Consider the following 13574-nt stretch of genomic DNA (forward strand, 5'->3'; position numbering starts at 1 on the left):
TTGTCATCCCTTCGATTCTTCGAATATCGGTTCACTGAAATAAGGATCCAGATGTAATTTGACTGATGCTCTCGCTCTAAAAAGGAGAGATTTCACGGAGCTGACGGTTTGACCCAAAATGTTGGCAATTTCCTGATAATCCATCTGATCATATTCGCGTAGAATCAAAGCTGATCTTTGCTTCTCAGGCAAGCTATTAATCGCTTCGCGAACCATGGACACCTTTTCGTTCCTCAACATGGCCTGCTCTGGCATCGCATCAAAAGAAGCATGCGGAGTAAGACCGCTTTGCTCCAACGACACCTGGACACTTTTATTTTTGCGCAGCTCACTCAATACGGTATTACGGGCAATCGTATATAACCAAGTAGAAAAAGATGCCTCGATCTCACGGAAAGAATGCAAACTGCGATACGCTTTATAAAATGTTTCATTACACAAATCTTCCGCGATAGCTTCCATCTGTGTGCTCTTTAGCATGTGATAAATAAAGGCAAGGATTTTACGCTCGTAACGACGCATAAGCTCGTTATACAGTTGAACATTTCCATCCTTGATTTCTCTGATCAATTGGGAATCGGTCATTACGTGGCGACCCTCCTCGCGATTCCGGGTACCACTCCAACTGTTCATACATGTTTTACTACGGTTGGAGTGAAAAGTTGCGTTATATTTGTAAAAAAAGTGTGAATGTGAAATTGAGCAAACATTTAGCCTTTAATTCTATTCTCGATTAAATACGAGATTCCTGCTAGATTCGACAAATTGTTGGATAAAGTTCATATTTCTACTACTACTCTACTATCGACATCTACCTGCATTCCTTTTATATGTATTTTAAAAAAAGGCAAAAAAGACAAAAAAAAACCGCCGAATCGGCGGTTGCACTTATAGTGCGATTATCGGATAGGAGTGGAGAGAAACCATACTGTACTTTTATTATATGTATACGGTTTCATTCTGTCAACACTTTTTTGAAAACGTTTACTAAGTATCATTTTGAACTAACAAACTGTGATTGTTCTCTCTTGGCCTGCTTGATCAAATTGCTAATGGAATGCGGACGTACAAACGGGCTTCCACCGTTGATCCGCGGTATTTGCATCGAATCCGTCCATTCTGAAGCAAGACCTGCCTTCGTTGTAAAAGCGTATTGGATACCTGCTTCATGCAAGTAGGAAATCGTCGTATCATCGTAACTGCCATATGGATAAGCATAGGAATCCATATTTTTCGAAGCATTCAACTCCTTGAGTTTGGCCATACACTTGCGAGTATCCTGAACAACCCGACTCTTAAACTCAACCTCAGTTTCTAGCTTTCCATTTAGAATAAGCTTGTTGGATAACATGGGTTTTCCATCTTTCATTGCATGAAGCTCATCGGAGTGCCCTTGGAATTCAATATTAGGGTCTTCACTACGCATTTGTTTAATCTCATCCTTGGATAGAGATGCTAACTTAGGCCTTTTGGGATCATCCAAATCTTTCGTGATAACGAAATTCACGGCAGGGATTTGAAGCCTCTTTAGAATAGGAAATGCATGCGTATAGAAGCTTTCGTAACCATCATCAAATGTGATAAGCAGCGCATTATCCGGTATAGGCTTTCCTTTGGTTTTGAAGTCTTTGAATTGGTCCAAGCTAATGAAATGGAAACCTTTCCTTTGTAACGAAACTAGCTGCCGCTCAAACAGCCTCGGCGTGATGGTGACTGAGCTCTGTTCAAATTCATCAATGTGGTGATAAACAAGAACGGCAACCTCATTGGAGTAATACACATCTTTGGCACTTGCTAAAATAGGTGAAAAATTAAGAAAGACAATCATGACCGTTAGCAAGCTTACGATGAACATTCTGTACTTCAAATCAACCGCCCCATAACAATGAATAGTATGTATATAAATAATAAGACCCATTATAGCATGAGCCTATAGACCTGTGAATCAGTTACAAAAAGAAAACAAAAGGACCTCCTTTGCGCTGGCGGAAACCAACACAAAGAAAGTCCTGAAATGAAAAAAGGTATTCAAAATTTATACATGCACCGCATATTCTTTGCCCAATAACTCCGAAGCACGATCGGCTTCCTCTTGGTTACGGAAAGACAACCGGAGAATACCAGGAACATCCTCACGGCTTTCAATAATTTGGATATTGCTCAAATTGATTCGAGCATTTCCGAGCAACGATGTAATGGAGCCTATGATACCCGGGTGATCGGGTACATCTACATAAATATCAAATAAGGAAGTGAGCACACCTTTACGACGTTCCGGTAGCTTACTGCGGAATTCGCCAGCAATACGAAACTGCTCCGCAATCCCTTCTCCATCGCTTTGCTCAATGAGTTGAACGAATCGCGAAACCTCATCATTCCAATCCTTGAGCAGCTTGAGTAACACTTCACGATTGTTGACGAGAATATCACGCCAGATCGTCGGTTCGCTCGAAGCAATCCGAGTAATATCTCGAAAACCGCCCGCCGCTAAGTTTTGATACAAGGGATTACTCTCGTTATAGCTTCTTACTTGATTAACAAGTGCAACAGCAATAATATGTGGTAAATGGCTAATTGCACCGACGATATCATCATGCTCGCGTGCATCGACTTGCACGATTTGCGCTTTCGTATGACTAAGCAGACTTGTCAGACGATCAACCTCAGCCTGTGGCGTGCCTTCTGCTGGAGTCAAGACGTAGAAAGCATTCTCATACAGATGCGACGAAGCCGCTTCCACCCCGTGACGCTCAGAGCCCGCCATCGGATGACCACCGATAAAATAGTAGCCTTCCTTCAAGTGTGCTGCTGCACTTTCTGTAATGGAAGCTTTCGTACTGCCCACATCCGTAATAATACAGCCCAGTTTCAAAGGCAGCTTCATCAGCTTCTGAACATATTCCTCCAGATTACCCACGGGTACACATAGGAAGATATAATCAGCCCCATCCACCGCTTCTGCCATATCGGTAGTTGCATGGTCAACAACATTGCGTTTCAGCAGCTTTTCGACGGAATTCGGATTGGGTGAATGTCCGACAACGGTAAAGTCTGGTTTTCCTTTATAACATAAGGCAAGAGATCCACCGATCAGACCTACTCCGAATATTGCTATTTTCGTCATGACAAGAATCAACCTTTATCTTCTGATTTAGACTAGAACAGGAACCTCTGCAAGAACTTCCGTTAGAGCCGCAATGAATTTGGCATTTTGCTCACTTGAACCAATTGTGACACGCAATGATGTTGGGAAGCCCAACATATGACCGCCACGAACAATTAACCCTCGGCGCAATAAGCCATTGAATACGTCTGCCGCTGGACGTGCTACGTCCACCATAATAAAGTTCCCATGAGCAGGAAACGAGTGCAGCCCAAGTTGTTTAAATTGTTCTTCTAAGTAGTTTAAACCCGCCGTATTCGCTTCCCGACAGCTTGCGATGAAATCCTGATCATTAATCGCCGCAAGAGCAGCAGCTTGTGCGAAACGAGTCGTATTGAAGGGCTCTCGCACTTGATTAATCGAACGAATGACATCTGGATGCCCAATACCATAACCAATACGAAGCGAAGCCAGCCCATAGATTTTGGAGAAGGTACGCAAAGAGATCACATTCTTGTATTGACCGATTAGCTCTATGCTATCCGGGAACTCGCCTGTTGTGTTGTACTCACAATAAGCTTCATCAAGAACAACAATCGTGTGCGCAGGAACTTTAGCTAAGAAAGCTTTAATTTCCGCATCTGTATTCATCGTACCCGTTGGGTTGTTCGGATTACAGATCCATACGATTTTCGTGCGGTCAGTAATTGCCGCAGCCATAGCATCCAAATCATGCGTGCCATCTTTCAATGGAACTTCAATGGAAACCGCACCCTCAATTTCACAATTGTGTTTGTATTGAGGGAAAGTGTGTGAAGCCATGACGGACTCATCACCTGGTACAAGGAAAGCACGCGCCAACATCAGGATAACTTCATCCGAGCCTGCGCCAAAAATAAGCTGGTTCGTCTCTACTCCCAATGAAGCTGCTACAGCTTCTGTTAGCTGTACGGCTCCTCCATCTGGATATAGACTAATATTTGCAATTTCAGCTTCAATAGCAGCCTTCACATGTGGAGATGACCCGAACGGGTTTTCATTAGAAGCAAGCTTAATTACTTCAGTTAAGCCCAGCTCACGCTTTACTTCATCAATAGGCTTACCTGGTTGGTAGACTGGTAAATGTATAATGGTTTGTTTCGGTTTCATGAAGTCACCTCATCAATTAGTTGTTCGTACGCTTTAATTGACCTACAAAGTTACCTACTTGTTTAAGACCTTCCGGATGAGCAGCATCCTCTTGGAAATGTGGTAATGCGCTCTCGATCGTGCGGACAATCGCACTTCCTACGACAACACCATCGCACAGCTTCTCAAAGCGTTCAACTTGTTCACGCGATGATATGCCGAAGCCTACAACAATGGGAACAGACGCGGCTTCCCGAACAGTTGTAAGGAAATCTTCAATGCCGCCAAAAAATTCAGCGCGCTCGCCAGTGACCCCAAGGGAAGATACACAATAAACGAACCCACGTGCACTTGAAGCAATACGTTGTACACGTTCATTCGATGTTGGTGCAACCAATGGAATCAAATGAACGCCATATTTCTCAGCAATCTCTCTCGTCTCACTATCCTCTTCCAAAGGAAGATCTGGAATAATAATGCCACTGATTTCATTCTCTTGCATCACTTTGAAAATACGTTCCAAACCAATTTGGAGAACCGGATTATAATAGGTAAAAAGGATGAATGGCAGCTGTGATCCGCGATTCCTTGCCTGTTTAGCTACATCGATTACATCAAAAATGGAAATTTTACTTTTCAAAGCGCGTTCCGAAGAGCGCTGAATAACAGGGCCATCTGCGAGTGGATCCGAGTAAGGAACACCAAGCTCGATTAAATCCGCGCCTGCGCGTTCCATTTCTAGAATCAGTTCCAAGGATGCCTCTATCGAAGGGTCGCCAATCGTTAGAAAAGGGATCATTGCGGTTTCACCGCGCGCTTTGAGTTCTGCAAAACGACTGTCAATACGGTTCATCGCTTATACCCCCTCGCCAAGATAACTAATAATGGATTCCACATCTTTATCGCCGCGGCCTGACAAGCTCACGATAATGATTTGGTCCTTCGTCATCGTCGGTGCTAATTTCAGCGTATGGGCAATGGCATGTGCGCTCTCAAGAGCAGGAATGATACCTTCTGTGCGGCTCAACAATTGAAGCGCATCCAGTGCTTCTTGATCCGTTATTGGATAATAAGTAGCACGCTCAGCATCTTTGAGGTACGCATGTTCGGGACCAATTCCCGGGTAGTCCAAACCGGCTGAGATCGAATGCGCTGGCAAGACTTGACCATACTCATCCTGTAGCAAATAACTGAGTGACCCTTGGAATACACCTGGCGTTCCTTTGGTCATGGTAGCTGCATGCTCCTCCGTATCAACGCCGCGACCCGCAGCCTCGACACCAATCAATTTCACGGACTCATCTTGAACGAATGGATAGAAAATACCCATCGCGTTACTGCCTCCGCCAACACAAGCAACTACGGCATCCGGTAATCTACCTTCTGTTTCCAAGATTTGCTCACGGGACTCATCCCCGATCACGCGCTGGAAATCACGAACCATCATTGGATACGGATGAGGTCCAGTTACGGATCCTAGAATATAGTACGTATCTTGAACGTTACTTACCCAGTAACGCAATGTTTCATTACAAGCATCTTTCAATGTGCGCGTTCCAGAAGTAACCGGAATTACTTCCGAACCTAACAATTTCATTCGAAACACATTCAATTGTTGACGTTTCGTGTCTTCTTCGCCCATGAACACTTTACATTCAAAGCCCATTAAAGCCGCTACTGTCGCTGAAGCAACACCGTGCTGACCTGCCCCAGTTTCCGCGATTATCTTTTTCTTACCCATGCGTTTTGCAAGTACGGCCTGTCCGATGGTGTTATTAATTTTGTGTGCGCCTGTATGGTTTAAATCTTCACGTTTCAAATAAATCTTCGCTCCGCCAAGTAGCTCGGTTAAGCGTTCTGCGTAGTAAAGCGGAGTAGGTCTACCCGAATACTGCTTCTGCAAATAACGAACTTCAGCAATAAATTCAGGATCATCTTTATATCGCGCATAAGCTTCTTCAAGCTCATGTAAGGCATTCATCAATGTTTCGGGCACATAGCGGCCACCGAACTTGCCAAATCTACCTTGCTGATCAGGTACTTGTGTCACTTACGGGTCACCCTTTCCACAAACGCGGTTATTTTCGTAATATCTTTCACGCCATCTGTCTCCACGCCGCTCGATACATCAACGCCATCAGGAGCGTAAGCATGTACTAATTGATCTACGTTATCATGTCGGAGTCCGCCAGCTACTAGTAATTGAATACCAGCAGAACGAGACCATTCTTGATAAACAGGTATACAATCCCAGGCAAAAGTTGTCCCAGAACCGCCACCATATACAGGGTCAAAGGTATCTAATAAAATCGCATCTACATGACCGATATAAGGATCGAGTTGCTCAGCTACCTTGGATATAGAAGGTATGGAATCTTCTGTTTTGGAGATGGAAACCGATTTAAATACCTGTACACCAAATTGATCACGAACCCATCCACAGAAAGCCGGTGTTTCCTGACTATGAAGTTGCACGACATCCAGAGGAGCCGCAGCTAAGATATCAACCAACTGCTCTTTCGTTGGATTGACAAAGACGCCAACTGTAAGAGGCACAGTCTGCCCCTTTGCTTCTTCAGCTTTCAAATAAGCAATCAGCTCGGCTGCCTTCTCTGGCGTGACCTGTCGCTTGCTTGGTGCAAAAACAAAGCCGATATGAGCTATCGGCAAATGTACGATTGATTTTAACACTTCAACGCTTTGAAGTCCACAAATTTTTACCGTTGGAATCGTTCCCACAGTCATCAAATCCGCCCCTTTCTACCTATACATACGAGTTCAAAAAGTCCAGTTTTCAGCACCGAGAAGATTGAAAGAAGCTAGGAAATGAGGAGCGGAGCGTAGTGGAAGCTACGTGAGCACCGGAATTTCCGGCTGAATTCAATATTCGATGTCGAATACACTTCATGGACTACTTCGTGATCAAAAGTGGACTCCCATCAACTGATGAACCGCTTGTTCAACGACGGGCTGTCGCATGAAATGCTCCCCGATCAGTACAGCTTGTGCCCCTACTTTCTCGACATAAGCCATATCTTCAACGGTAGATATACCGCTCTCGCTCACAACAGTTTTACCTTTTGGCATAAAGCTTATTAATTCTTCTGTTGTTCCTAGATCGGTAACGAAGGTTTTTAAATTCCGATTATTAACACCTATCATTTGGGTATCCAGCTCAAGTGCGCGCTCCAACTCTTCACGATCATGCACCTCAACGAGTGCATCTAGGCCAAGATCCTTCGCTAGAGTCAAATACTGCTTCATTTGCTCTGTTGTCAAAATCGCTGCGATCAGCAGAATGGCATCTGCTCCCAGAAGTCTTGCTTCATAGATTTGCTTCGGATCAATGGTGAAATCTTTGCGTAGCAACGGAACATTCACCGCTTTACGCACAGCCTTCAAATAATCATTGCTACCTTGGAAATATGAAACATCGGTCAATACCGAAATACAATCGGCGCCTGCACGCTCATAAGCTTGAGCCAACCCCACCGGTTCGAAATCTGCGCGGATCAATCCTTTGGATGGCGAAGCTTTCTTCACTTCAGCGATAAGTCCCATCGAACGATTCTTCCCCAGCGTCAATGCCCGCTCAAAGCCTAAGCAAGGTGGAAGCTGAGAAATTAACTTCTCAGCCTCCGAGATCGAAAAACCGCTCATCGCCTCTACTTCAACGCGTTTTGTAGCTACAATTTTATCAAGAAACATGGCATAGTTCTCCTGTATATTGGATTAAATCTTGCAGTTTTTGCTCAGCACGCCCCGAATCAATGACATCTGCAGCAAATTTCACGCCTTGTTGAAGTGTACCAACATGACCGGTTACGTAAAAGCATGCAGCGGCATTCGCAAGTACGATGTCCCGATAAGGTCCTTTTTCACCTGCAAAAATATGACGAATGATTTCAGCATTAAGTGAAGCATCTCCACCGGCTACATCTTTGATACTGTGCGCACGAAGTCCTAGGTCATCCGGCGTAATGGTATAAGTCGAAATAAGATCCGACTTCAGCTCAGACACCTTTGTAGGTGCAGAGATACTGAATTCGTCCAACCCATCCTCGCTGGCAACAACCATCGCACGCTTCAAGCCGAGTGCTTGCAGCGATTGAGCTAACATCTCCGTCTTGGTTCTGTCGAATACCCCAAGGACTTGGCGATCTGCTCCAGCAGGATTCGTTAACGGTCCAAGCAAATTGAAAACCGTTCTAAATCCAAGTTCTTTACGAGGTGCTGCAACATGCTTCATTGATTGATGATAGGCCTGTGCGAACATAAAGCAAATACCCGTACGCTCAAGACATTTCGCAGCTTGTTCCCCACTCAGTGTAATCTTAACGCCAAGCGCTTCTAAGACATCCGCACTACCACTTTTACTCGACATCGCTCTATTGCCATGCTTCGCTACTCGGATACCGCCTGCTGATGCTACAATGGCAGCTGTGGTTGAGATATTAAACGTGTCCGCACCATCTCCACCTGTTCCACACGTATCAAGTAAGTCACTTTGGTGCACATTCACTTGCACCGCTTTGCTTCGCATTGTCTCCGCAAACCCAGTAATCTCTTCAAAGGTTTCCCCTTTGATACGAAGAGCCGTCAACAAACTGCCGATTTGTGCTTGTGTTGCCTCTCCATCCATAATCTCAGACATAACACTACGCGCTTCTTCACGGGATAAATGATTGCCACTAATTACTTTTCCAAGAGCTTGCTGTATCGAAATTGTTCCACTCATGTTCTTCCTTGCCCCTTCCTTCTATGAGTTAACAAAATAATCTTTGTTAATATCGCTAACAGGTCTTGGCTCAGGACTGAACATGGCTTCTGCCATACGAATTGATTTCAGCAAAGCCGTCGCTTTATTCACGGTTTCTTGATATTCACTCTCAGGTACAGAATCCCAAACGATTCCTGCTCCTGCTTGCACATAGGCCTTGCCTTTTTTGAACACAATCGTCCGGATCGTAATACAAGTGTCCAAATTCCCGGAAAATCCTAGATAACCAATTGCCCCTGCGTAAGAACCGCGTGACTCTGGCTCCAGTTCCGCAATAATGCCCATCGCTCTCAGCTTCGGTGCTCCAGACACCGTGCCTGCAGGCATACAGGAAAGGAAAGCATCGAAGAAATCCTTATCCTTGGCAATTTTACCAGACACATTGGAAACGATATGCATTACGTGTGAGTAGCGTTCAATGTCCATGAACGTATCACATTTAACCGTTCCGAATTCGGAGACACGCCCGATATCATTTCGACCTAGATCAACCAACATCAAATGCTCTGCGCGTTCTTTCTCATCGGCCAGCAACTCCAACTCAAGTGCGTGATCTTCCTCTGGTGTTTTCCCTCTAGGTCTTGTTCCCGCAATCGGCCGCGTCTCAACTTTTTCTTCCTCCACTCGTACTAGCAACTCAGGAGACGTTCCAACGATAATCTCGTCGTCCATTTTCAGCACATACATATAAGGAGATGGATTCATTGTTCGAAGCACTCGATACACCTGTAAAGGAGAAACCGTTGTTTCCATTTCAAAACGCTGCGAGAGCACGACTTGGAAAATATCGCCGGCACGAATGTATTCCTTTGCTTTGTTCACATTGGCAATGAACTTATCTTTCGTAATATTGGAGCGAATTTCACCCAAATCCGGTTCTGACACGATCGGGTTGTGCGTCATCGTATCGGAACTAAGAGGCCGTTTAATTTTCTCAATTGTGGCATCGATTTTCTCACAGGTTGCTTGATACGCTTTCGCGATATCCGCATCTGTTGCGAATTGGGGAACATGTAGGTTTGCGATCACTTTGATCTGTTGTTTGAAGTGATCAAAGACGATGACCTGATCGCAAAACATGAATTGAATATCATTCATTTGTAAATCATCAATCTGATGAGCTGGTAGTTTCTCATAGTATTGCAATAAATCGTATCCGAAGAATCCAACCGCACCACCCGTAAAGCGAGGAAGATCAGCAAGCTGAGGGCTGGAGTAGGAACGAAGGTAAGCCTTCAACACTTCGATCGGTTTCTCATCCGTGATTTTTTTCTCGGACCCCGTTTCGACCGTTGTTTTTCCATGCTTCGCCGTGATCATCAAGAATGGATCGCTGCCTAAGAAGGAATAACGCGCCCATTTCACTCCTCCCTCTACACTTTCTAAAAGGAAGGCACGAGGCTCTTGATATAAATGTTGGAATACACGTATTGGCGTCTCGGTATCAGCTAGTAAATGACGCACCACTGGGATCAGATTATAATCTTTGGACAAACGAATGACTTCTTGTAATTCAGGTGTATACATGGAAACATCCCCTCTCAGCTTGTGAGCTACTCGCGGTCTGCGGCGCTCAAAACTCTATTCGAATACAAAAAAACCTCTACCAGGGGTAGAGGTTGACTTTAGTTTCAGTAGACGATCAGAATGAATGTGAAAAAAAGAAAATGTTAGCTGGGTATGAACAAATAGACGATCCCCCTCTGGGAACGATCCAATGGTCACATAGCTACTTTACTTTTTCTCATCTCAACTCGGCTCTGCTCTACTCGACTAAACTCTGCTCTACTAACCAAAACTCATCTAATTTCACTATACTACCGTGTAGCTTCATTTGTCAATTTAACAATATCAGGACGAAGTGCTTTCGCTTCTTTCAAGTACACATGGTTAATCTCCGCTTGAGTTTTGGTCGTGTTAACCTGAACCATCAAACGAATACATTTGGGTAATGCATTCTCAACTGGCACTTCCAAGGAACACATCAATGGAACAAGCTCCCAGCCAATGAGTGTACGAATTGCTCGTGCTGGAAACGTTGCCGTAATATCTTCCGTAACTGTAATGAAAACCGATCCAATATCTTCTGGACGGAAATCATTCGCTTCTACAATTCCTTGAAGAAGCTCACTCGTTGCAGAAAGAATTTCCTCTGCATCATTCTGTTGAACTGTTGTCGCGCCACGAATTCCCCTTAAGTACATTGGTTATTTCTCCCCTTTTAGAAGGTCAACAATTTCTCTGACTTGCTGTGAAGTAACATCCTTGCGGATCTCGACTTTACCAATTTCAGTCGGTATGATATACACCATCGTACCTTCTTTGAATTTCTTATCATGCATCATAGCACTCATAATGCGATCTGTATCCAAATGTGACGGTATGCTCACCGGCAATCCGTATTTCACAAATAATCCTTTGGTTACTGTGTGGATGTCCTCACTGTAACCAAACTGCTGGGCAAGCTTTGCAGCGCCGACCATCCCAATGGCAATGGCCTCACCATGCAACAGCTCACCGTAGCCCGCTACCGCTTCTAAAGCGTGACCGATTGTGTGGCCAAGGTTTAATATCGCACGGAGATCATTCTCGCGTTCGTCCTGCGATACGACGATGGCTTTCACTTGACAACCTATATAAAGCGCATAACTTAACGCTTCTGGATCTAACCCTAACAGCTTGTCCGCGTTTTCATCGCACCACTGTGTGAAAGCAGCATCCCAGATCAATCCATGCTTGATCACTTCAGACAGGCCTGCCTTCACTTCGCGCTCAGGCAAAGTCAACAGCAAGTCGATGTCGAAGAGGACTAGCTCCGGCTGATGGAACGCCCCGATGATGTTCTTCGCCATCGGGTGATTGACCGCTACCTTGCCGCCGACAGAACTGTCGTGGGCAAGGATGGTCGTCGGGATCTGCACGAAGCGGATCCCGCGCATGAAGCTCGCCGCAGCGAAGCCGGCGAGATCGCCGACCACGCCTCCTCCGAGGGCTATGATCGCAGAATTGCGATCAAGGCCCGCCTGGAGGGCGGCGGTTACGATTCCCTCGAGCTGCGCGAGGGATTTGGACGTTTCGCCTGCGGGCACGACGCAGGCCGTCGCGGCGAAGCCGCCGTCACGGAGCAGCGTCAGGACGCGCTCCAAGTGCAAGGCCGCCACCGATTCGTCGGTGACGATGAGCAGTGGCGACTTGCGGCTGAGCTTCGCGCGATCGAACAGTGCCGAGATATTGGTAAGAATGCCTTGGCCAATATAAATGGGATAAGACCGTTCTCCAAGCTCTACGGTAAGTTCTCTCATCTTAGTAGTTCTCCACTTGTTTGAGGAAATTCGCTAAGTTAGCGCGGATTTCTTCGATGGAGTCTCCTCCGAATTTATCTAAGAACGCATTAGCCACTTCCCAAGCGATGACATTCTCCATGATCACGCCTGCTGCTGGCACTGCACAAGTATCGGAACGCTCCACCTGGGCTGTAAATACTTCTTTCGTATCGATATCTACACTTTGCAAAGGCTTGTACAAAGTCGAAATTGGCTTCATTACTCCACGAACGATGATTTGCTCGCCTGTCGTCATTCCGCCTTCGAATCCACCTGCACGATTCGTTCTGCGTCTAAAGCCAGTTTCTTGCGTATACAGGATTTCATCATGCACGTTCGAACCTCTGCGCTCTGCAGCTTCGAAACCGATTCCGAATTCCACACCTTTGAAAGCTTGAATGGAAAGCACGGCTTGTGCAATTTTACCATCCAATTTGCGGTCCCACTGTACGTGACTTCCAAGTCCAACTGGTACACCTTCGATAATGACTTCCACGACACCACCTAATGTATCGCCATCTTCTTTGGCAGCATCGATTGCAGCGATCATTTTCGCTTCTGCATCTTTATCAACAACACGTACTGGTGATTCTTCTGTAATCCGAATAAGTTCATCAACAGGAAGCTCTTGACGCTCTACTTCAACATCACCAATGCGGATAACTTGTCCTGCTACTTTAATCCCGAACTCTGCTAGCAATTGACGAGCAACAGCCCCAGTGGCTACACGCATCGTTGTTTCACGAGCACTTGATCTTTCCAAAATATTACGCAAATCTTTTTGATTATATTTGAGGCCGCCATTTAAATCGGCATGTCCAGGACGAGGACGGTTCACACGGCGTTTGCCTTCGTTATCTTCTTCAACGGGTTCAATCCCCATAACCGAGGTCCAATGTTTCCAATCATTGTTCACGACGACTAATGCGATTGGCGCACCCGTTGTTTTTCCATGACGCACGCCACCTGCAATGGTAGCTGTATCTTTCTCAATTTGCATCCGACGACCCCGACCATAGCCTTTTTGACGTCTATGTAATTGATGGTTTAAGTCTTCAAAGTTAAGGTTTACATTACTTGGAAACCCTTCAATAATCGCAGTGAGCTGCGGGCCATGCGTTTCACCTGCTGTTAAATATCTCACAATCCGTTACCCCCTAAGAATTTTACGAAGAACATCGAACTCCGTATATGAACATAATAGTATGGAAAAACCGAGCCTACTTACTACATGTGCTAC

The 13574-nt window shown here is 45.3% G+C and carries 13 protein-coding genes; all 13 read right to left on the reverse strand.

Features of this window, described 5'->3' with window-relative positions; all coding sequences use genetic code 11:
• Positions 1-3: 3 nt before the first annotated feature.
• Complete coding sequence (locus GC096_RS02940; protein WP_056614299.1) at positions 4-585, reverse strand: RNA polymerase sigma factor; 582 nt, start codon at positions 583-585, stop codon at positions 4-6.
• Positions 586-994: 409 nt separating this feature from the next.
• A complete protein-coding gene (locus tag GC096_RS02945) occupies positions 995-1867 on the reverse strand; it encodes a polysaccharide deacetylase family protein (RefSeq protein ID WP_171628804.1) in 873 nt (290 codons plus the stop codon).
• 168 nt (positions 1868-2035) lie between these two features.
• Positions 2036-3124 (reverse strand): prephenate dehydrogenase, encoded by a 1089-nt coding sequence (locus GC096_RS02950; RefSeq protein ID WP_171628805.1) that lies wholly within the window; start codon positions 3122-3124, stop codon positions 2036-2038.
• Positions 3125-3151: 27 nt separating this feature from the next.
• Entirely contained in the window at positions 3152-4252 is a 1101-nt protein-coding gene (hisC, locus tag GC096_RS02955) for a histidinol-phosphate transaminase (RefSeq protein WP_171628806.1), read from the reverse strand.
• Between the two features lie 16 nt (positions 4253-4268).
• Positions 4269-5084 carry a tryptophan synthase subunit alpha gene (gene trpA, locus GC096_RS02960; protein ID WP_171628807.1) on the reverse strand — a complete coding sequence of 272 codons (816 nt, stop codon included), beginning with the start codon at positions 5082-5084 and terminating at the stop codon, positions 4269-4271.
• A 3-nt stretch (positions 5085-5087) separates the two neighbouring features.
• Positions 5088-6281 (reverse strand): tryptophan synthase subunit beta, encoded by a 1194-nt coding sequence (gene trpB, locus GC096_RS02965; protein ID WP_171628808.1) that lies wholly within the window; start codon positions 6279-6281, stop codon positions 5088-5090.
• On the reverse strand, positions 6278-6976 hold the full coding sequence (locus GC096_RS02970) for a phosphoribosylanthranilate isomerase (protein ID WP_171628809.1): 699 nt from the start codon (positions 6974-6976) through the stop codon (positions 6278-6280). The genes trpB and GC096_RS02970 overlap by 4 nt, the downstream gene beginning before the upstream one ends.
• A 177-nt stretch (positions 6977-7153) precedes the next feature.
• The gene (trpC, locus tag GC096_RS02975) at positions 7154-7939 is read right to left on the reverse strand and encodes an indole-3-glycerol phosphate synthase TrpC (protein ID WP_171628810.1); all 786 of its coding nucleotides are present in this window, start codon (positions 7937-7939) and stop codon (positions 7154-7156) included.
• A complete protein-coding gene (trpD, locus tag GC096_RS02980) occupies positions 7929-8969 on the reverse strand; it encodes an anthranilate phosphoribosyltransferase (RefSeq protein ID WP_171628811.1) in 1041 nt (346 codons plus the stop codon). Before trpD ends, trpC begins: the two co-directional genes overlap by 11 nt.
• A 21-nt stretch (positions 8970-8990) precedes the next feature.
• Positions 8991-10538: an anthranilate synthase component I gene (trpE, locus tag GC096_RS02985; RefSeq protein ID WP_171628812.1), complete on the reverse strand. Its 1548-nt coding sequence runs from the start codon at positions 10536-10538 to the stop codon at positions 8991-8993.
• Between the two features lie 290 nt (positions 10539-10828).
• Positions 10829-11215 (reverse strand): chorismate mutase, encoded by a 387-nt coding sequence (gene aroH, locus GC096_RS02990; protein ID WP_171628813.1) that lies wholly within the window; start codon positions 11213-11215, stop codon positions 10829-10831.
• A gap of 3 nt (positions 11216-11218) precedes the next feature.
• Complete coding sequence (gene aroB / locus GC096_RS02995) at positions 11219-12313, reverse strand: 3-dehydroquinate synthase (protein ID WP_171628814.1); 1095 nt, start codon at positions 12311-12313, stop codon at positions 11219-11221.
• Position 12314: 1 nt separating this feature from the next.
• A complete protein-coding gene (aroC, locus tag GC096_RS03000; protein ID WP_171628815.1) occupies positions 12315-13478 on the reverse strand; it encodes a chorismate synthase in 1164 nt (387 codons plus the stop codon).
• Between the last annotated feature and the right edge of the window lie 96 nt (positions 13479-13574).

This window comes from Paenibacillus plantarum (assembly GCF_013141695.1).
Lineage (GTDB): Bacteria > Bacillota > Bacilli > Paenibacillales > NBRC-103111 > Paenibacillus_E > Paenibacillus_E plantarum.

Bases quoted from the DNA above. Each gene is read 5' to 3' on its own strand.
- GC096_RS02940 (WP_056614299.1), bottom strand. From the start codon at position 585: ATGACCGATTCCCAATTGATCAGAGAAATCAAGGATGGAAATGTTCAA.
- GC096_RS02950 (WP_171628805.1), bottom strand. From the start codon at position 3,124: ATGACGAAAATAGCAATATTCGGAGTAGGTCTGATCGGTGGATCTCTT.
- hisC (WP_171628806.1), bottom strand. From the start codon at position 4,252: ATGAAACCGAAACAAACCATTATACATTTACCAGTCTACCAACCAGGT.
- trpA (WP_171628807.1), bottom strand. From the start codon at position 5,084: ATGAACCGTATTGACAGTCGTTTTGCAGAACTCAAAGCGCGCGGTGAA.
- GC096_RS02970 (WP_171628809.1), bottom strand. From the start codon at position 6,976: ATGACTGTGGGAACGATTCCAACGGTAAAAATTTGTGGACTTCAAAGC.
- trpC (WP_171628810.1), bottom strand. From the start codon at position 7,939: ATGTTTCTTGATAAAATTGTAGCTACAAAACGCGTTGAAGTAGAGGCG.
- trpD (WP_171628811.1), bottom strand. From the start codon at position 8,969: ATGAGTGGAACAATTTCGATACAGCAAGCTCTTGGAAAAGTAATTAGT.
- trpE (WP_171628812.1), bottom strand. From the start codon at position 10,538: ATGTATACACCTGAATTACAAGAAGTCATTCGTTTGTCCAAAGATTAT.
- aroH (WP_171628813.1), bottom strand. From the start codon at position 11,215: ATGTACTTAAGGGGAATTCGTGGCGCGACAACAGTTCAACAGAATGAT.
- aroB (WP_171628814.1), bottom strand. From the start codon at position 12,313: ATGAGAGAACTTACCGTAGAGCTTGGAGAACGGTCTTATCCCATTTAT.